20 protein-coding genes, 2 tRNA genes, 1 pseudogene and 1 riboswitch are annotated in these 17,682 nt (G+C 62.4%); of the genes and pseudogenes, 12 read left to right on the forward strand and 11 right to left on the reverse strand.

Features of this window, described 5'->3' with window-relative positions; genetic code table 11:
• Positions 1-14: 14 nt before the first annotated feature.
• The 3 genes from GJ672_RS00895 to GJ672_RS00905 all read right to left on the reverse strand — a co-directional run bounded on the left by GJ672_RS00895 (position 15) and on the right by GJ672_RS00905 (position 2,515).
• A complete protein-coding gene (locus tag GJ672_RS00895) occupies positions 15-1,586 on the reverse strand; it encodes a BCCT family transporter (RefSeq protein ID WP_229381901.1) in 1,572 nt (523 codons plus the stop codon).
• 90 nt (positions 1,587-1,676) lie between these two features.
• The gene (locus GJ672_RS00900; protein WP_154295446.1) at positions 1,677-2,084 is read right to left on the reverse strand and encodes a DUF6691 family protein; all 408 of its coding nucleotides are present in this window, start codon (positions 2,082-2,084) and stop codon (positions 1,677-1,679) included.
• A complete protein-coding gene (locus GJ672_RS00905) occupies positions 2,084-2,515 on the reverse strand; it encodes a YeeE/YedE family protein (protein WP_154295447.1) in 432 nt (143 codons plus the stop codon). Before GJ672_RS00905 ends, GJ672_RS00900 begins: the two co-directional genes overlap by 1 nt.
• A 177-nt stretch (positions 2,516-2,692) precedes the next feature.
• Between GJ672_RS00905 and GJ672_RS00910 the strand changes: the two genes are divergently transcribed.
• A complete protein-coding gene (locus tag GJ672_RS00910) occupies positions 2,693-3,865 on the forward strand; it encodes a YncE family protein (protein ID WP_154295448.1) in 1,173 nt (390 codons plus the stop codon).
• Here the strand turns inward: GJ672_RS00910 and GJ672_RS00915 are convergent.
• The 3 genes from GJ672_RS00915 to GJ672_RS00925 form a co-directional block, all read right to left on the reverse strand.
• The gene (locus GJ672_RS00915; protein WP_154295449.1) at positions 3,862-4,458 is read right to left on the reverse strand and encodes a DNA-3-methyladenine glycosylase I; all 597 of its coding nucleotides are present in this window, start codon (positions 4,456-4,458) and stop codon (positions 3,862-3,864) included. The genes GJ672_RS00910 and GJ672_RS00915 overlap by 4 nt on opposite strands.
• Positions 4,459-4,529: 71 nt before the next feature.
• A complete protein-coding gene (locus GJ672_RS00920) occupies positions 4,530-5,507 on the reverse strand; it encodes a M23 family metallopeptidase (protein WP_195759521.1) in 978 nt (325 codons plus the stop codon).
• A 229-nt stretch (positions 5,508-5,736) separates the two neighbouring features.
• Positions 5,737-5,812 (reverse strand) — tRNA-Phe (locus tag GJ672_RS00925).
• 164 nt (positions 5,813-5,976) lie between these two features.
• Between GJ672_RS00925 and GJ672_RS00930 the strand changes: the two genes are divergently transcribed.
• On the forward strand, positions 5,977-7,443 hold the full coding sequence (locus GJ672_RS00930) for an ATP-binding protein (protein WP_154295451.1): 1,467 nt from the start codon (positions 5,977-5,979) through the stop codon (positions 7,441-7,443).
• Positions 7,440-8,063, forward strand: a complete 624-nt coding sequence (locus tag GJ672_RS00935; RefSeq protein WP_154295452.1) for a response regulator transcription factor — start codon at positions 7,440-7,442, stop codon at positions 8,061-8,063. Before GJ672_RS00930 ends, GJ672_RS00935 begins: the two co-directional genes overlap by 4 nt.
• A 7-nt stretch (positions 8,064-8,070) precedes the next feature.
• Here the strand turns inward: GJ672_RS00935 and GJ672_RS00940 are convergent, their stop codons facing one another.
• Genes GJ672_RS00940 through GJ672_RS00950 form a run of 3 tightly spaced genes read right to left on the reverse strand, consistent with a single transcriptional unit; the run spans position 8,071 to position 10,927 of the window.
• On the reverse strand, positions 8,071-8,343 hold the full coding sequence (locus tag GJ672_RS00940; RefSeq protein ID WP_154295453.1) for an oxidative damage protection protein: 273 nt from the start codon (positions 8,341-8,343) through the stop codon (positions 8,071-8,073).
• Complete coding sequence (mutY, locus tag GJ672_RS00945) at positions 8,340-9,395, reverse strand: A/G-specific adenine glycosylase (protein ID WP_154295454.1); 1,056 nt, start codon at positions 9,393-9,395, stop codon at positions 8,340-8,342. The genes GJ672_RS00940 and mutY overlap by 4 nt, the downstream gene beginning before the upstream one ends.
• Positions 9,395-10,927, reverse strand: a complete 1,533-nt coding sequence (locus tag GJ672_RS00950) for an AsmA family protein (protein ID WP_154295455.1) — start codon at positions 10,925-10,927, stop codon at positions 9,395-9,397. Before GJ672_RS00950 ends, mutY begins: the two co-directional genes overlap by 1 nt.
• 60 nt (positions 10,928-10,987) lie before the next feature.
• Between GJ672_RS00950 and GJ672_RS00955 the strand changes: the two genes are divergently transcribed.
• The 5 genes from GJ672_RS00955 (at position 10,988) to GJ672_RS00975 (ending at position 14,319) form a co-directional block, all read left to right on the forward strand.
• Positions 10,988-11,464, forward strand: a complete 477-nt coding sequence (locus GJ672_RS00955) for a host attachment protein (RefSeq protein WP_154295456.1) — start codon at positions 10,988-10,990, stop codon at positions 11,462-11,464.
• Between the two features lie 66 nt (positions 11,465-11,530).
• A complete protein-coding gene (gene modA / locus GJ672_RS00960) occupies positions 11,531-12,301 on the forward strand; it encodes a molybdate ABC transporter substrate-binding protein (protein WP_154295457.1) in 771 nt (256 codons plus the stop codon).
• Positions 12,298-12,969, forward strand: a complete 672-nt coding sequence (modB, locus tag GJ672_RS00965) for a molybdate ABC transporter permease subunit (protein WP_154295458.1) — start codon at positions 12,298-12,300, stop codon at positions 12,967-12,969. Before modA ends, modB begins: the two co-directional genes overlap by 4 nt.
• Positions 12,966-14,045: a molybdenum ABC transporter ATP-binding protein gene (gene modC, locus GJ672_RS00970; protein ID WP_154295459.1), complete on the forward strand. Its 1,080-nt coding sequence runs from the start codon at positions 12,966-12,968 to the stop codon at positions 14,043-14,045. The genes modB and modC overlap by 4 nt, the downstream gene beginning before the upstream one ends.
• A 103-nt stretch (positions 14,046-14,148) precedes the next feature.
• Positions 14,149-14,319: a hypothetical protein gene (locus GJ672_RS00975; RefSeq protein ID WP_229381902.1), complete on the forward strand. Its 171-nt coding sequence runs from the start codon at positions 14,149-14,151 to the stop codon at positions 14,317-14,319.
• Positions 14,320-14,329: 10 nt separating this feature from the next.
• Here GJ672_RS00975 and GJ672_RS00980 read toward each other — a convergent pair.
• Positions 14,330-14,403, reverse strand: a tRNA-Gly gene (locus GJ672_RS00980).
• A gap of 103 nt (positions 14,404-14,506) precedes the next feature.
• On the opposite strand from GJ672_RS00980, the gene thiS reads away from it, so the two are divergent.
• The 3 genes from thiS to trmB are packed head-to-tail and all read left to right on the forward strand — an operon-like array spanning position 14,507 to position 16,240.
• Complete coding sequence (gene thiS / locus GJ672_RS00985; protein WP_154296962.1) at positions 14,507-14,707, forward strand: sulfur carrier protein ThiS; 201 nt, start codon at positions 14,507-14,509, stop codon at positions 14,705-14,707.
• A gap of 16 nt (positions 14,708-14,723) precedes the next feature.
• The gene (locus GJ672_RS00990; RefSeq protein ID WP_154295461.1) at positions 14,724-15,521 is read left to right on the forward strand and encodes a thiazole synthase; all 798 of its coding nucleotides are present in this window, start codon (positions 14,724-14,726) and stop codon (positions 15,519-15,521) included.
• Positions 15,518-16,240: a tRNA (guanosine(46)-N7)-methyltransferase TrmB gene (gene trmB / locus GJ672_RS00995; protein ID WP_154295462.1), complete on the forward strand. Its 723-nt coding sequence runs from the start codon at positions 15,518-15,520 to the stop codon at positions 16,238-16,240. Before GJ672_RS00990 ends, trmB begins: the two co-directional genes overlap by 4 nt.
• Positions 16,241-16,295: 55 nt before the next feature.
• Here the strand turns inward: trmB and GJ672_RS09630 are convergent.
• Positions 16,296-16,727 (reverse strand): annotated as a pseudogene (locus tag GJ672_RS09630) (polymer-forming cytoskeletal protein); the annotation flags it as partial.
• Between the two features lie 172 nt (positions 16,728-16,899).
• Between GJ672_RS09630 and GJ672_RS01005 the strand changes: the two are divergent.
• The gene (locus tag GJ672_RS01005; protein WP_154295464.1) at positions 16,900-17,376 is read left to right on the forward strand and encodes a hypothetical protein; all 477 of its coding nucleotides are present in this window, start codon (positions 16,900-16,902) and stop codon (positions 17,374-17,376) included.
• A gap of 24 nt (positions 17,377-17,400) precedes the next feature.
• Positions 17,401-17,593: riboswitch (cobalamin riboswitch) on the forward strand.
• Positions 17,594-17,682: the final 89 nt, after the last annotated feature.

A 17,682-nucleotide genomic window follows, 5' to 3' on the forward strand; every position in this document is an offset into this window, starting at 1 on the left:
TCGGGTGTCAGCGGTTAACGGACGAAACCCTGGCGGCGGGCCATGGCGTAGGCGGCCTTCGGCCCGGTCCAGAGCGACGGCAAGAGAATCAGGGAGACCGGGATCGCCGTTACAACGATGAACTGCTGCAGCACCGAGATCTGTCCTGCGCCCATATACAGAAGAATCGCCGCCATCACCGCCAGTGCGATCCCCCAGAAAGCTCTGACGCCGGTGTTGGGCTGGTCGTGACCGGTGGCCACCATGGAGATGGTGTAGCTCATGGAGTCACCAGTGGTAGCGACGAAGATGGTGGTGAGCACCAGAATGGCCACCGCCATCAGCGTCCCCAGTGGCAGTGCCTGAGCAATCGTGAGGGTCGCGACATCGAACCGGAAGTTGGCCAGTGCATCGGCAAGATCGATATCGCCGCCAAGCTGATAGTAAATGCCCGAGCCACCGAGCAGCGTGAACCAGATGGTGGTCGCGACGGGGGCGGCCACACACACGGCCAGGATCATCTGGCGAATGGTCCGACCCCGGGAAATCCGGGCCACGAACATGGCCATCAAGGGGCCATAGCCGATGAACCAGGCGAAGAAAAACACCGTCCACCACTGCATCCACCAGTCGGGTGCTGTCTGTGTGGTCATGGTGGCCATGGGGAGGAAGTTGGCGATATAGGCGCCGAGGCCCTGGGTGTAGGCGTTGATCAGAAACAGGGTGGGGCCAAAGACCAGAATGACCGCTCCAATGGCGGCGGCCAGATACACATTGAATCGACTGAGCAGCTGGATGCCGCGATGAATTCCGGTGATGGCGGAGGTGACGTAAATGCCGCCGAGAATGGCCAGAATGCCAAGCTGGGCGCCGAACCCGTCCGGCAGGCCAAAAAGAATGTTGCCACCATAAGCCACCTGGGTGGCCAGGAAGCCGATGGGCCCGACGGTACCGGCCACCACGGCGATCACGCAGACCGCGTCGATGGCGCCGCCCACGGCCCCGTGCATGACCCGCTGACCAAACACCGGATACAGCAGTGTGCGAGGCTGCAGTGGCAAGCCATTCACGTAATGCGCGTGCATCAGCACCAGACTGGTCAGGCCACCAAGCACCGCCCAGGCCAGGAATCCCCAGTGCATGAATGACTGTGCCAGCGCACCCTGAATAGCCGATGGCGTCCCGACCTCCGCCTCAAACGCTGGCGGCGTGTGGGCAATGAAGTGATAGACCGGTTCGCCGGCCGCAAAGAATACGCCGCCACCGGCGAGCAGCGTGCACATGATCATTGCGATCCAGCGGAAGGTGCTGACTTCCGGTTCATCCAGGTCGCCCATGACCGCACTGCCCGCTGGTGAAACGGCGACCGCGATGGCGATCACAAAGGTCAGCAGCAAAAGCAGCTGGAAGTAGGAACCGAGATATTGGGCCGTCCAGGCGAAGGCTTCTGCGACCCATCCCGACACCAGGTCGATATCCGCCAGTGACAAGCCAACGAACAGCAGGATGAAGCCCGCGCTGAGACCCAGTACCCAAGGGTCTCCCAGTGCCGCGAGGTAAGCGCCGGGTCTCGCTGTCGGGGTTTGGCCGACGGTTTTTGTGTTCAATGGTCCGCTCTCCGCGCAAAAGCGGCGCACCATAACAAACAACGGCGTATTCGGGACAACGTTTTTTGCCCCGGTTCAGTCAGCGACCGCTTAGCGCCGGGCCAGGCTGTAGATCAGCATACCCCCGGCCATACCAGCCACAAACCAGGCGGGATCCGCGGCCCCATGGGTCAGTGCGGCGATGCCGGGGCCGGGGCAGTAGCCAACCACGCCCCAGCCGATACCGAATAACGCCGAACCCACCACCAGCGGCAGATCGATGTCCTTTTTGGTCGGCAGCTGGAATCGTTCCCCGAACCAGGGGCGTTTGCCGCCCGCCAGCAGCCGGAATCCAACAGTTGATGTGACCAGCGCCCCGGCCAGGACAAACATCAGGGTCGGATCCCAGGTGCCCATGATGTCCAGAAAACCCAGCACCCGGTCGGGATCAGTCATTCGGGAGAGGTCCAGACCGAATCCGAACAACACGCCAGCGGCTATCGCGATAAGCCAGTGCATCAGAAAATCCCCCCGCCGCCATGCCGGATGAACCAGACCGTGCCCATGGCCGTTCCCAGAAAGATCAGCGTGGCCACCAGAGACCGGGCAGACTGGCGGGCGAGGCCACAGACGCCGTGGCCGCTGGTGCATCCGCCGCCAAGACGGGTTCCGATGCCGACCAGGGCGCCACCGGCCAGCAGTGCCAGGATTGGGAAATCCGTTCGAGGCACCACCGGTGTCGATGTCCAGGACTGATGCAGAAGGGCACCGCCGAGGAGTCCCGCCACGAACAGATAGCGCCAGACACCGGCGCCGCCGGGTTTGGCGATGATCTCGCCAACGATGCCGCTGATCCCGGCAATGCGGCCGCTGCCTGCCAGTAGCAGCGTGGCCGCCAGGCCGATCAGGCTGCCGCCCAGCAGTGCGCTCAACCAGTCAAATTCCGCCAATGCCTTAGTCCTCCATTAAGAAGCCGTTGAATTCCGTACCCCGCAAACTTTCGCCCGTATTGAGGCCGCTCACAAGGGCCAATTCGAGGGGATTGCGCTGGGTGCGTTATTCAACTAAATTATTTACTCAGATGAATATATTCGCTAAAGTTATTTATATATTCCAGGGAGACAACAATGATCGGTTGGAAGCAAAGAAACCATGGCATTCGGCGCGGTCTTCTGGCGCTGACACCGCTGTTGGCGCTGGCATGGCTGATCACCGGCTGCGCTGCGGAAGACGTCGCGGCGCGAGACGCCGGCCACGAAATCTGGGCGGTGGATCAGGGCACCAACGTCGTCTACATCTACGATGATCAGCACCAGTTGGCAGACCAGATTGATCTGCATGCACTCGGGGTGCGCACGGCTCATATGATTTCCTTCAGCAGTGACTATCGCTATGCGGTGATCGCCAGCACCGGTTCCGGGGATGTCACGGTTATTCGCACCGAGGATCGGGAGGTGGTTGAAACCATTCCCACCGGTCCCCGGACGCACATGGCCTCTTTTACTCCGGACGACAGCGCCATTGTTGTGGACGTGATTGGCTCAGCCGATGAGCCATGGAACGGTGCCGTTGTGGAAATCGAGGCGGATCTGGACACCGAGACATTCTCTGTCGGCCGGTCGCTGGTGATTGCTGAGGATCCGCTGTTCGCGGCCAATGCGGACCGGTTCACTGACTCCGGACCGATCTGCCACGAGTACGGTCCCGACGGCACCCATGCGTTCATCACCCTGGGGCCGGGGCTGGCCAATGGCGGGCTGGTGGTGCTTAACACCGACACCTGGTCGCTGGACCATGTGGCCGGCGTGCAAGAGCTGCCGGTCAACTGCGGTACGGTCACCAATGAGGACCGCAGTCGCATGATCCTCACCGCAGGGTCAGGCGAGGTTGGCGAGTATTACGTCATCGACACCCGCACCTTCGAGGTGGTTGCCCAGGGTGACACCCGGGGTCAGGATGCCCATGGCGTCTGGTTGACTCAGGATGGCAGCGAATTCTGGATCGTGAATCGGGTTTCCGACGACGGCGTTATTCTGGATGCGGACACCTTTGAGGTCGTGGATTCATTTCATGAAGTCGGGGGCACACCGGATCTGATGGTGGCATCTCCAAACGGTGAGCACTTCTATGTCTCGCTGCGGGGGCCGAACCCCAAGTCGGCGGCGCATGTCGCCTTTGGTGAAACACCGGGATTTAGTGTTCTCAACGTCGCAGACCGGTCGCTGGTGGACGTGATCCAGCCCGACGGCGATAACCCGGACAGCGACTTCCACGGCATCGGAGTGCGCGTTCTGAACTAGCCTCTGGCGGAATGTCTGCGGCGACGAGCCTGCTCCACCGGGCCACGCCGCAGACAGTCCATTTCGTGATCATTGATCAGGCCCATTGACTGCATGAACGCATAAATCGTGGTGGGACCGACAAATCGCCAGCCGCGGGATTTCAGCGCCCTGGCGAGGGCCACGGATTCCGGTGAGGTGGTGACGGCCTGCGGTGGCCGGGAGTGGTCGGGCGCCGGCTCGTAGCGCCAGATGAATTCGGCCAGGGACCCCGCTTCGCCCACCAGTTCCCGGGCCCGGGCGGCGTTGTTGATCACCGCCTCGATCTTGCCACGATGGCGGATAATGCCGGGCTCCTGAAGCAACCGCTCGACGTCTGACGCCGTCATGGCGGCGACCCGACGGTAGTCGAACCCACGGAACATGTCGCGGAAGTTGTCCCGCTTGTTCAGCACCGTCCGCCAGCTCAGCCCGCACTGAAACACTTCAAGGCAGAGCTTTTCGAACAGCCGATGGTCGTCATCCACGGGCATCCCCCACTCGTTATCGTGGTAAATGATGAGCTCCGGGACATCGGCGCACCAGGCACAGCGACGAGGGGGAGTTTGTGGCATGGGGCTATTGCAGTCGGTGGGCCTGTATGGGCCGACGGGTGAACGCTGATAAAAACCGCGGGCGGGGTGTGTTACTCCGCATACCCGATCATGTCAAAGACCTTGGCGGGGTCAAGCGATTTCCCGGCTACCCGCACTTCGTAATGCAGATGTATGCCGCTGGTAAAGCCTGTCTCCCCCATGACGCCAACGACATCGCCTGGCCCGAGAACGTCCCCGACTTCGACCGCGATGCTATCCAGGTGAAAATATCGGGACTCGACGGATGATCCATGATCAATGGTCACCATGTTGCCGGCCCGGCCTTTTTTGGCGGCAAAGGTCACACGGCCTGCACCCGAGGAAAATACCGTTGGATTTTCCCAGGACACCAAATCGATGCCCCGGTGCGGTTGGACACGACCGGTAATCGGATGCTCCCTCATCCCGAAGCTGGAGGTGACGCGACTCGCTTCAACGGGTTCGTTCAGCGGAAGGTGATCAAAAAACTCCTGGACCCGGGCGATCTCGTGCAGATTTCTTGCGGTCGTCGAGTCGATATGTTCGCTGAGCAGGCGGACGGAGCCCTTGGTGGGAGCGGTCAGGCCACCGGTACCCGGGCTGCTGGCGATCGCATTAACCACCGATCGGGTGTTCGCGCCGAGTTCTCCCACTCGCGCGGAAAGTTCTTCATGGTGTTCTCCCACGATGTCACGCGTCATTTCGGTGTAGAGAGAAAACGCTTCCTCAATGGCATCCCGCTCGGCTTTAAGTTTGGCGTACTGCTCACTTGCGAGAATGTTCTCGAAGGTCTTCTGATACACCCCCGTGCTGAGGACACCGATCACGCAAACGAGGCAGAGGACGGCCAGTTGGTACAGGCGCCCTTGCCATTTGATCCTGCTTTTCTGCTCTGCAAGGAAGTTATCGATGTCCCGGCGGTTGCAGTGAATATGCGCAACACCCTGTTGGCCGAGGATGATGATTCCGTTGCCATTCTCGGCGTCGAGCCCGCCCCGGATATCGGCAAGCCAGCGATGCCGGATATTGCTTTCATTGTCGGTGGTCATCGGACTAGTTGCGCTCCAGTGGGGACTGTCGCTGCCAACAGACCACACCTGCCCGCCACTTTCCATACCGCCTCAAGGGGATACGGCAGATTGCCGGTACCAGCACGCGGGTAGGTTAGGTGCGCATCACTTGATGAGATCGAGCACACGGCGTGTTGCCTGGAACGAGGTGTGCTAAGACTGTGCTGTAGGTTTAGGTGGGGGGAGAGCACTGTAAGTGCTTGAAAGATGGTGGCCAGGGAGAGAATCGAACTCCCGACACGACGATTTTCAGTCGTCTGCTCTACCAACTGAGCTACCTGGCCGCCGAAGGCGTATTCAACCCGATGGAGGGGGTTGGGTCAAGGCGGCTGCCAGTTTATCGCGGTACCCGACTTCGGGTATGTGTCGTTGCCTCCGGTTGTGCAATCTTACTGCCGCTCAGACTGATATCCGGGTGTCGCGGGATACCCCAGAACAGGGGTGAGAGGTGACTGGATTTGTTGATACAGGAACGCTCGTCCTGGTGCTCGCCGTGGGCAGTATGGCGTTCGGCGGCATTTCTCTGGTCGGTGGCGGGGCCAGTGACGCCGCCAACCGGTTCTGGGCTATCGGTTTTCTTCTGGGGGGTGCCGGCCTACTGCTGTTGCTCCTGCGGAGCACGATTCCCGATTCGCTGAGCATTCATCTGGGGAACTCGGTCATCCTGAGTGGGCTGGGCTGCTTGCTCCACGCACTGACAGTCCACACGGGAAAATCCCGGTTCACTCCGGTCACGGTCGTCTGGTGGTTGATTAGCGTCGGCGTGTTTAACGTGGCCGCAAGTCCGATCGTCGGCGCAGCCGTCGATGTTCGAGTGTTGATCATGTCCGCGGCCGTGATCACAAGTCAGATACTCGCACTTCAAATTCTCGGTCTTCCGTTCCGCCACCCCGACCGGGTGCATCGGTTTCTGTGGGCAACACATGCAATTCTGGGTCTGGCATTCAGCTTCAGGTTTCTCTTTATTCTACTGGCTGAGTTCGAAATACAGGCCGCCGAGCCTTATCCATATTTTTTCGAACATGTTATTGACGCCCTGTTTTTTCTGATCGTTATTTTCCTGCCGTTTACACAGGCGCCTGCTTTCCTCCTGCTCAGGAAGCAACGGGCGGATCGGGAGACTGGGATCGCACGGCAGCGGCTCGCTCAAGTCGAGGCGTCAGGCAGGGTTGAACGTCGTCTCCAGGCTGAGCGCTTGCAGATGGCGCGCGAAACCGCCATCGAACATTTCGCCCGTGGGCTGGCGCATGACGCCAATAACATTCTGGGTACGCTTCAGCTGGCGCATGGTGAGTTGAGGAGTCGGGTCAAGCGCGGCCTGAAAATCGAAATGGCGACGTTGAAATTCATGGGTTCTGCCCTGGGTCACGCACAAGCCACTACCTCGGGGTTGATGGCGATGGCCAGTAATCAGCCTTCACCGCTGGAGCGGGTCTGTGTGGATAAAATGGTCAAAGAGGTGGCTGCGGCAATCGAATTTATGCTCCCGGAGAACATCCGCCTGGAAATTGCGAGTGAAACCGGGTTGGTCGTTCGAAGCCACCAAGGTTTTTTGCGTTCCGCGCTTTTTAATCTGGCTTTGAACGCCCGAGACGCCATGCCAACCGGCGGAGTCATCCGTATAGGCGCCTTCCGCCGTGCACAGTCTCCGACTGGGTCCAGAAGAATCGGCATGAATTTGCGGGGACCCGTGGTGGACATCGCCATTACCGATGAGGGGGGTGGCATCAGCGATGAGCTTCTCAAGCAGTTATTCGCCCCCGGGTTTTCGGGCCGGGAGGGTGGAGAAAATCGCGGCTATGGCCTTTACATCGTGGAGCGGGTCGTTACCCGGACCGACGCGGAGCTGGTGGTCGACACAGCGGCCGATCGAGGAACCGAGATGCACTTATTAATGCGGGAGGAATTGAGTTGACATCGAACCATTTGAAAGCCGTGGGCGCGGTGATCATTGAGGACGATCGTATGTTCTCCGAGTTGCTGGCACGCTCGTTGATTGATGTCGCGGGCCTCAGATTACTGGCCCGGGCCTACTCGGTAGAAGAGGGCATCCGGGCCTGCCTGGAGCATCGCCCGCAGCTAGTGATTCTTGACCTGGCCCTGCCAGATGGGTCTGGCCTTGATGTTCTGCGCCACTTGACCGGGTCACGTTTGGAAACTGATACGGTCATTCTATCCGCCCACGCCGATGATTTTGTCGCACCGAAAGAACTCAAGGACAACATAGTCGCTGTGGTGAGCAAGGCTGAAGCGTACCGCCTGGTTAATGAGGAGGTGCGTCAGCTAATCAAGGTCCGTCTGCCCGGGGTGGAAGATGAGGCGGCCCTGGTTGAGAGCTTGACGCCCCGGGAGTTAGAGGTGTTCGGCCTGCTGGGCGAAGGCCTTACCACTCAGGCGATCGCCAAGCGCCTGAATCGCTCCGCGGCGACGATTGCCACCCATCGCAAGGTGATCGCTTTAAAACTCCGCTGCAGCGGAGCGGCGCTGATGACGATGGCAGCGAGGCATTATTCCCGCTTTGTCAGCATCCCTTAGTGAACAGTTATTCTTCGGGCCTGAAATCCGGCGGCGGTGCCGAGCCCTCGCCGAAGAAAAACTTTTCCATCTCCTGTTCCAGGAACTGGCGGGCCTTGGGGTCCATGGGCGAGAGCCGGTACTCGTTGATCAGCATGGTCTGATGACCCAGCCACATCTGCCAGCCCTCCTGGCTGACGTTTTCGACGATGCGCTCGCCAAGCTCGCCCGGGTAGGGCTGGCGCTTCAGGCGCGGGCCTTCGCGGCCGGCCTTGACGCAAAAAACCGTTTCCTCGCTCATATTGCAGGCTCCTTTTGCTCGAGCAGTCGCTGAACCGGGGCGGGCAGACCACCCGAAAGACTCACGCCGGGTTTATACCAGACATGGTCTTCATCGCGCAGGGTGATCGGCGCAATCAGCCGCGCGTGCTGCGGGTGGATCAGGAGGGAGAAGTGAGTGATTTCATGCCGTAGCGGCGGCGCGGCGTCCTGCATTTGAATTTCAATACCGAGGTTTTCCCGGGCCCAGGTCATCGGCTCGGCCTCCGGGGGACATTCCGGAGGGCTCAGCAGGCCACCCCACAAACCCTGCGGGGGGCGCCGCACCATCAGAATGCCATCGTTGGAATTGCGGATTATTAGCATCCGAACCGCTCGCTGAGGCCGCTCCCGGGGTGGCCGGCGCTCCGGATAAGCCATAGGGTTGCCCCGGGCATACGCCTGACAGCCGCTCTGCAGGGGGCAGAGGTGACACGCCGGCCGACGGGTACACACCATGGACCCCAGATCCATCATGGCCTGATTGAAATCCCGGGGCCGGGCGGCGGGGGTATGTTGTTCGCTGAGTTCCCAGAGTTGCCGGGTTACCCGGGACCGGCCGGGCCAGCCCGGCACCGCGTGATAGCGGGCCAGAACGCGTTTGACGTTACCGTCAAGAATGGCGTGGCGCTCATTACGGGAGAGGGACAGGATCGCTCCCGCAGTGGAGCGCCCGATGCCGGGCAGCCTCTGCACCTGCTCGATGTCGTCGGGAAACTCGCCGTCGTGCTCTTCAACCAGAACCCGGGCGCAGCGATGCAGGTTGCGGGCACGGGCGTAGTATCCCAGCCCGGCCCAAAGCGCCATGACCTCATCCAGCGACGCACTGGCCAGCACGGGCAAATCTGGGAAGCGCTCCATGAACCGCCGGAAATAGGGGATGACCGTGGCCACCTGGGTCTGCTGGAGCATGACCTCGGAAATCCAGACCCGGTACGGGGTTGCCGGATGCTGCCAGGGCAGGTCATGGCGGCCATGGGCGTCGAACCAGGCCAGGACCTCAGAGGCCAGCGAAGCGTCTTGATCGGTTGCCATTAATTGAACAGACCGCGCAGCTCTTCTCCAAGATCGTCCACCTGCTCTTCGAGCCTTTCACGGAGGTCATCCACCTCCCGCTCCAGGCGCTCCCTGAGCTGTTCGCCCCCGGCCTCCTGGAGTGCCTGCTCGAGGTTGACCCGAATCCGTGGCTCTTCCCAGCTGCCGGTGATCTGCAGGGGAATGGTCGCACCCTCCAGCGCTTCGATGGGTTGTCCGTCCTGGCCTTCCAGCGTTCCGACCACGGTGACGCGCAAGGAGAAGTCCAATGTCTCTTCTACCAAGTCGGTGCTGCCGCCGCCGCGAATGCGCAGCAGCGGCGAATCCAGAGCGATGTCGTCGCTGTGGGCCACCCCCTGGCGGATATCCAATGTGCCCGACAGGCTGGTGAAGTCGGTGCTGGGCATATCGTCGGGCTCTTCCACAGACCGGCCTTCGAGACGGGCCAGTGCGTTGCGGAGGGTGCGGGCCACGTTAATCCCGCGGATGGCGCCATCCCGGACCAGCCACTCGCCTTCCGCATTCAGCGTGGCCATGGCCGGCTCGGCACCGGCCAGCAGCAGACGACCGTTGGCATTGATGGAAGCTTCACCGGTGACCCGATCGAAGTCGGCCAGGTCGGCCACCAGGGGGCCGATGGAAACACCACTCAATACCTCGTCAAAGTGCAGCGGTGTGCCGTCCGAGGCCGTGTCCAGCCGCATATCACCGGCGTAGTCCCCTCCATAAAAGCGAGCGCTGAGCGGATGCAAGCGCCATCCCGTGTCGGTCGGTCGGGCATCCAGCGCCAGTTCGGTGAGCGTCAGATCATCAATCTCGATGGTGGTCTCGCGCAGTGACAGGCTGCCATCCCGTCGCACCACCAGATCGCCCATCGCCCGGGTGTCCGTCAGGGTGCCCGCCTGCTCGACCAGGCCGCTCAGCTCAAAGGGGGTGGCCTCGTCGAAGGCCATGCTGCCCAGCGCGACATTGACCGGATCAACGGTCACGGCGGAGTCGGTGGTGCGGTCCTCGTGGCGGATGCGGCCGTCGGAAAGCTCGATTCCACCCAGGCTGATGGCGGCAATCCAGCCCGGGAGCGGCCCGTTGCCGTGCATTTCGCCATTGCCGTCGGTGTTGGTCCCATTGTCGGCGCTGGTCCCCTCGAACAGACCTTCCCAGTTGGCGCGACCATCGGCGTTGCGAATCAGATTGAGCGCGGGGCGGTCGATCTCCAGGGTTTCAAGCTCGACCCGGCCCCGGAGGAGCGGCGGCACTGCCATGCCGACCCGCAGCGACTCGGCGCTGGCAAACGGTTGGTCGTCAAAACCCTCGCCGCTGCCAAGCCGCCAGGCGCCAAGATCGATGCCGAGGCGGGGAAACAGTGTCCAGCCGATTTCGCCTTCAATGACGAAATCCCGATCAGTCCGCTCCTCCACCGCGGCGGCGATTTCGTCGCGGTAGTCATTGGGGTCAACCAGCAGTAGCAGACCGGCGACCGCCACGATCAGCAGGAGGAGAAGGGAAACAATCGCAATGAACAAGCGCTGCATTTCGTCTGTCCTTTGCTCAGGGCATGAGGAAATTGTCGATCACCAAAAAGGAGAACACGAATGGCCGATTACTGCATCGTTGTGGCCAACCGGGCACGGGCCCGCTTCTACAACTTGGAACACCCGGCCCAGCCGGAGTTCGAGAGCGGCCCGGATCTGGTGGAGGTGACCACCCTGGCCGCTCCCGAGCTGGCCGCGCGTCATCAGGATCTTTATACCGATCAAATCACCGGCAGGGACCGACGGCCGGGTATCGGGGGTCATGATTATGACGAGCATCGGGAGGCCAGTGATGACGAGGCCACCAAGCGGTTTGCGGGGGACATCGCCGACCTGATCCGCCAGCAGGGGGCGGTTCACACCATCGTCTGCGCGGAAAAGCGGATGCTCGGGTTTCTGCGCTCGGCGCTGTCGACCGCGGGGATCGCCGAGGTCAAGGAAGTGCCGCGGGACTACACGCTGTTTGAACCCCGGGAGTTGCACGCGCGGCTGGCAGAGGAGGGCCTGATACCGGGCCGCCGCCCGCCTGGCGGCTGACTCAATTGACGTCCGGCCCGGCCCGGTAGAGCATGTCCTTCGTTTCATGCGGGAGCGTTTTCGGATATGTGGCGCCGGGCCGTCCAGGCCGCCTTGGGAATTGTTCTGACGGCGACGGCCGTGGCTTCGGCCGCCGCCGAGCTGCGGGTGGCCGTGGCCACCAACTTCCTCGCTCCCGTTCAAGTGATCGCCGAGGCCTTCGAGGCAGAGTACGGGCTCCCGGTCCGGATCAGCGCCGGGGCGACGGGACAGCACTACGCCCAAATCGTCAACGGCGCCCCATTCGATGTCTTTCTGGCAGCGGATCAGGAGCGGCCCGGGCGGTTGGAGGCCGACGGTCTGACGGTCATCGGCAGTCGGATGACCTATGCCGAGGGCCGGCTGGTGCTATGGGCGCGGCCGGGCCAGTCACTCCCCGAGGCGGGCCTTGCGGGGCTGGCGTCGCATTTGTCCGGCCGTCTGGCGATTGCCAACCCCCGGCTGGCGCCCTACGGACTGGCGGCGCGCCAGGCGCTTGAAGCCACCGGTCAGTGGGGGGCCGTGGAGCCCTCCATCATTCAGGGCCAGAACGTTGGCCAGGCGCTTCAGTATCTGGCCACCGGAAACGCCAGCCACGCGCTGGTGGCGGCCTCCTACGCGCACCGCGATGGCCGGCCCGACGGTGAGTGGGTGCTGCTGCCGGAGGATCTGCATGCCCCCATTCGCCAGGATGCCGTGATGCTGGAAAACGCGCCCAATCCGGCCGCCGCCAGACGCTTTCTGGCGTTTCTCGACAGTGACCCGACGCACCAGATCATGGTCGGATTCGGGTACCGCCCACCGGAAGCCGCCCCGTGAACCTGTCACCGGTATGGATCAGTCTTCAGCTGGCCAGCGTGACCGTGTTGGTGCTGTTGATCCTGGGGACGCCGCTGGCCTGGTGGCTGGCCGTTACCCGCAGTCGCTGGCGGGTGCCCATTGACGCGCTGGTTGCCATGCCGCTGGTGCTCCCGCCCACCGTGCTGGGGTTTTATCTGCTGATACTGCTGGGCCCCCAGGGAATGATCGGCGGGGCCTGGGTGGAACTTACCGGCAAGACGCTCACCTTCAGTTTTACGGGTCTGGTCATTACCTCGGTGATCTATTCCCTGCCCTTTGTCGTGCAGCCGCTGCGGGACGCCTTCCGCAGTGTGGGCGACGGCGCCATGGAGGCGGCGGCCAGTCTCGGCGCCCGGCCCGCGGATGCCTTTTTCACGGTGGCCTGTCCATTGGCCGGGCGGGGATTTCTCACCGCTGCGGTGCTCGGCTTTGCGCACACGCTGGGCGAATTCGGTGCGGTGCTGATGGTGGGAGGCGGTATTCCCGGCGAAACGCGGGTGGTGGCCATTGCCATCTTCGAGCATGTCGAGACGCTGGAGTACGGGGCCGCCCATCGACTGTCCGCGGGCCTGCTGGCCTTTTCCTTTCTGGTACTGGTGCTGGTCTATAGTCTCAACGGCCGACAACGGACCGGGATGTTCGGGTGACTCGGGCCGTGCTGTCTTTCAATTGCCAGTTGCAGCGTCCCGGCTTTCGCCTCGACGCCAGCGGCACGTTGCAGCCCGGCGTGACGGCGCTGTTCGGCGGGTCGGGTTGCGGCAAGACCACCCTCCTGCGCTGCCTGGCGGGCCTGGAACGCAACTCAGCGGGGCAGATCGAGCACGACAGCGGCGTTTGGCAGTCGGGCCGGGTGCACATCCCGGTGTACCAGCGACGGGTGGGGCTGGTATTTCAGGATACCCGGCTGTTTTCCCATCTCAGTGTTCGCCAGAACCTCGCCTACGGGGAGCAGCGCCGCACCGGCGATGGCCCGTCTCGACCTGAAGTGCTGGACACCCTGGGACTGGACGGCCTGCTGGATCGCTGGCCGGATTCTCTGTCCGGGGGAGAGGCGCAGCGAGTGGCTCTGGGTCGGGCATTGCTGGCCGGGCCCCGTGTCCTGTTAATGGATGAGCCGCTGGCGGCCCTGGATTACGGTCGCCGACGCCGCATCATGCCCCTGATTCGGGCGATACCCCGGCGATTCGGCATTCCGTGCCTTTATGTGACCCACGCCCACAATGAAGTCCTGGAACTGGCCGACCGGGTCATGCTCATGGACAAGGGATGCATCACCGCCCATGACCGGGTGGATGTCGTGTTTTCCTCACCGGCCCATTGGTTGGCCCTCGGGGACATGGAGCCCACCGCGATCTGGGAAGGCCGGGTGGTCGCCCGGGATAACGACTGGGGGCTGACGACGCTGGCCACCGACGCCGGTCGGCTGCGATTGCCGGAGTTATCGGTGCAGCGAGGGGATCGGGTGCGACTGCGGGTGTCCGCCAGCCATGTCGTGCTGCTGGATGACCCTCCGACGGCCAGCGGGGCGCTGAATGCCATGCCGGTGGTGGTGAAAAACATCGTCACGGAAGCCAACGAGGCGCTGCGGCTTGAATTGCAGGCCGGTTCCCGGGCCCGTCTGTGGACGCAGGTTCACCGGCAGTCGGCGGCGTCCCTGCAGCTGGAGCCGGGTCGGCGACTGCAGGCATTGATCAAACCTCAGGTGATTGGCGTCACCGATTGATACCGCCTCGGAACGAATGCCTTTACTCAGTGTCATCGGATCGTCACAATCCGGCCTTCTGCAGTGCACCAATAAGGGCTGGGCGCATTTCATGGCGGCATCGATGCACCAAAACTGTCGGATTGAATACCGGGCTCGGGAGATCGTGATTCGTGGGCCGGCGCGTGAAGCCCGGCAGGAGGCTCACCGCATCGTGCAGCGGTTTGCCTGCAGTGCCATGCCGTATCAGCTGGCAAGCGTCGATGAGGATGAGGTGGTACTCCGGCCCGTCTAAGCAGGCGATCTGGAGCGGCTGACCGGGATCGAACCGGCATCACTGCCTTGGGAGGGCAGCGCTCTACCATTGAGCTACAGCCGCCTGAGGTGTCAAGTATCCGGGTTTCATGATTTTCGGCAAGCCCCCTGCGGCTGAACCCGAGTCTCTGCGATACAATGCAGGTATGAACGCTTCCACCCCCGACATCCTCATTTACGTCAATGGCCACACCCGGACCGTGCCAGCGGACTGCAGTGTCGAGTCACTGCTCCAGGAGCTCGGCATGGCGGGGCAGCGGGTCGCCGTCGAGGTCAATCAGACCGTGGTGCCCCGCGGCGAGCACGGCCGCACCCGGCTTGAGCCTGACGATCGGGTCGAGGTCATTCGGGCCATTGGCGGCGGCTGAACAGCAGAGAGGCAGCATGACCGAACAGGACACCTTCACCATTGCCGGACGCACGTTCGGGTCACGTCTGCTGGTGGGTACCGGTAAGTACCGGGACATGACCGAAACCGGAGAGGCCATTCGGGCCAGCGGGGCCGAAATCGTGACGGTGGCCATCCGCCGCACCAACATCGGCCAGAACCCCGATGAAGACAACCTGCTGGACGTGATTCCTCCCAGCGAGTTCACGATTCTGCCCAACACCGCCGGTTGTTATACCGCTGACGATGCCGTGCGAGTCTGCCGGCTGGCGCGGGAGCTGCTGGACGGCCATAACCTGGTCAAACTCGAAGTACTGGGCGACCAGAAAACCCTGTATCCGGATGTGCCGGCGACCCTTGAGGCGGCGGAAAAGCTGGTGGCCGACGATTTCGATGTCATGGTCTACACCAGCGATGACCCCATCGCTGCCCGGCGCCTGGAGGAGATGGGATGCGTTTCGGTCATGCCGCTGGCCTCGCCCATCGGCTCGGGGCTCGGCATTCAGAACCGCTATAATCTGATGACCATCATCGAAAACGCGCAGGTGCCCATCATCGTGGACGCCGGCGTGGGCACCGCCTCCGACGCCGCCGTGGCCATGGAGCTTGGCTGTGACGGGGTGCTGATGAATACCGCCATCGCCGCCGCCCAGAACCCGGTGCTCATGGCCTCAGCCATGCGCAAGGGCATCGAGGCGGGTCGCGAGGCATTCAGGGCTGGCCGCATGCCCATGCGCCGATTTGCCTCCGCCAGTTCCCCGCTGGAAGGCACTTTCTGGCAAGGCGGCGCGTGAGCGACACGCCCCTTCGTCCCATTCGCAGTTATGTCCGCCGCGAGGGCCGCCTCACCAGCGGCCAGCAGCGTGCCCTGGACGAGCTTTATCCGCGCTATGGCGTTCGCTGGGACGGATCGCCACTGGACCTGCCCGATCTGTTTTCCCGGCCCGGTCCGATCACGCTGGACATTGGCTTTGGCAGCGGTGAGGCGCTGGCTGAAATCGCCGCGGCCCATCCGGACCGGCTCTATCTGGGGGTCGAAGTGTACCGGGCAGGCACCGGACAACTCCTCCGTTTAATCGAGCGCCATCAACTGGATAACCTGCGGGTGCTGCTGGGGGATGCCAGTGAGCTGCTGCGATGGGGCATCCCGACCGCTTCGCTGTCGGGGGTTCAGCTGTTCTTCCCGGACCCCTGGCCCAAGAAGCGCCACCACAAGCGTCGAATGGTGCAGTCCGAGTGGCTAGCCAGAGTCGCTGACCGGCTGAAGCCGGGCGGGATGCTGCACATGGCCACCGATTGGGCCGAGTACGCCGAGTGGATGCTGGCACTCACCGATGCCGATCCCCACTTCCTCAATCCCCACGGAGGGTATGCGCCGTCGGCTGGCGATCGCCCTCAGACGCGGTTTGAGCGCCGTGGCCTGCGAAAGGGTCATGGGGTGTTTGATCTGATTCTCGAACGGGAGACACCGGCACTTCGCCCCGTTGGATATCGGACTGCACGAGTGACATGATCCGGGCGCCAGGGCGAATGTCTATCTGGTCGCAATGAATGGGGCCATGGGTTTGTCCGGTTTTATGAATAATCAAGTCCTCGGACCACACTTCGCCGGTGGTACGTCCGGAGATCACGGCTCGCGAGGCATATAAATCGCCGGCAAGGTGGCCTTCCGATCCAATCACCACCCGACCCGCTCGGACATCACCTTCCACCAACCCATTGATGTAAACGCTGCCCGGTGCGGTAATGTTGCCTTCAAACTTCATGCCAGCGGCCACCACCGAGGATGGTTCGGCGATCGCGAGATCAGCCGGTGTGTTGCTGGATGAGTGACTCCCGGTCAGTGCGTGGTCAGAATCATCGCTCCTGGCTGATCGTTTGCCAGTCCCTTTCATGGCGTGAAAGATGCCTCCCAGGGAGCCACCAGCTGGCTGGCTGAATGCGGCCCGTAGCAGACCGGAAAGCCGGTTATCAATGGGCTCTGCCTCGCTGTCGGCCATGGCTGATTCCTGCAGTTTTATCACCTCACTATCGCATCATGCTGCATGACGGGCCTGCTATACCCAGTCGTGGGTAATAGCATGGGTTGGGGAAAAAAATACCCATTGAGGGGGACGCTACATCCACGGGACACGTGGCAGGGTCGCGGCGGCAGGTCGGGGGGAGGATCTGATGCCGTCAGGACGAGATGGACAGTTGCCCAAGGTGGCTGCCGTGATTACAGGCGCGGCTGCGAGGCAGGACGTGCGCAGCCTGTTGCGGGGTCAGACTTCTCTTTTATGGGTGCTCTCGGGAATCGGCGAACTGCGCGGGTCGCCTTTCGTCGATGAGATCGACTTGTTGCTGGTGGATCTGTCGAGCGATCTTCAAACCAAGCTGAGGTTTATTGAAACCTTTCGTGGGGATTCGTTGGCGAAAGTGATCGCCCTGATTCCTGAAACCCGCTCGGACCTGCGCGCCCTTGCCATTAATCATGGGGCCGATTTATGCGCCGACCTGACAGGCGATCTGGCATCGCTGAAGGCAGCCATGGCAGCGGTGACCGATGCCGCTGAGCGGCAGCGTTTTGAGCCCGTTCGGCGGCAAGCGGCGATCGACGCGCTGATAGAGCGGCTCGCCCGCCTGAGTTCGAAAGACCCATCCCCCTGACTTGATCCAACCCTGATTTCTGGGCAATATTTCTGGTGCTTCGGTTCTGGCGTCACGACGCCGGATTAAAAGGGAACGCAGTGTAAAGCTGCGGCTGCCCCCGCAACTGTAAGCGGCGAGCGAAGCTCCTGAATGCCACTGTCGCCCCGGCGATGGGAAGGCGGAGCCCAGCAACGACCCGTGAGCCAGGAGACCTGCCGATGTGTTCACCCATTTCCGGTGCGGGGCGCGCCAGGGAAGCGGCACTACCGCAGAGGTGACAGTCGCCGGTCTGCGGCGGGCTGTCTGATGAGGGCCTTCGCAGAC

Source organism: Spiribacter sp. 2438 (genome assembly GCF_009676705.1).
Lineage (GTDB): Bacteria > Pseudomonadota > Gammaproteobacteria > Nitrococcales > Nitrococcaceae > Spiribacter.

What these genes read in the sequence shown, in the direction of transcription:
- GJ672_RS00900 (WP_154295446.1), bottom strand. Translation starts at nt 2,084, where the DNA reads ATGCACTGGCTTATCGCGATAGCCGCTGGCGTGTTGTTCGGATTCGGT.
- GJ672_RS00910 (WP_154295448.1), top strand. Translation starts at nt 2,693, where the DNA reads ATGATCGGTTGGAAGCAAAGAAACCATGGCATTCGGCGCGGTCTTCTG.
- GJ672_RS00915 (WP_154295449.1), bottom strand. Translation starts at nt 4,458, where the DNA reads ATGCCACAAACTCCCCCTCGTCGCTGTGCCTGGTGCGCCGATGTCCCG.
- GJ672_RS00920 (WP_195759521.1), bottom strand. Translation starts at nt 5,507, where the DNA reads ATGACCACCGACAATGAAAGCAATATCCGGCATCGCTGGCTTGCCGAT.
- GJ672_RS00940 (WP_154295453.1), bottom strand. Translation starts at nt 8,343, where the DNA reads ATGAGCGAGGAAACGGTTTTTTGCGTCAAGGCCGGCCGCGAAGGCCCG.
- mutY (WP_154295454.1), bottom strand. Translation starts at nt 9,395, where the DNA reads ATGGCAACCGATCAAGACGCTTCGCTGGCCTCTGAGGTCCTGGCCTGG.
- GJ672_RS00950 (WP_154295455.1), bottom strand. Translation starts at nt 10,927, where the DNA reads ATGCAGCGCTTGTTCATTGCGATTGTTTCCCTTCTCCTCCTGCTGATC.
- GJ672_RS00955 (WP_154295456.1), top strand. Translation starts at nt 10,988, where the DNA reads ATGGCCGATTACTGCATCGTTGTGGCCAACCGGGCACGGGCCCGCTTC.
- modA (WP_154295457.1), top strand. Translation starts at nt 11,531, where the DNA reads ATGTGGCGCCGGGCCGTCCAGGCCGCCTTGGGAATTGTTCTGACGGCG.
- GJ672_RS00975 (WP_229381902.1), top strand. Translation starts at nt 14,149, where the DNA reads ATGCACCAAAACTGTCGGATTGAATACCGGGCTCGGGAGATCGTGATT.
- GJ672_RS00990 (WP_154295461.1), top strand. Translation starts at nt 14,724, where the DNA reads ATGACCGAACAGGACACCTTCACCATTGCCGGACGCACGTTCGGGTCA.
- GJ672_RS01005 (WP_154295464.1), top strand. Translation starts at nt 16,900, where the DNA reads ATGCCGTCAGGACGAGATGGACAGTTGCCCAAGGTGGCTGCCGTGATT.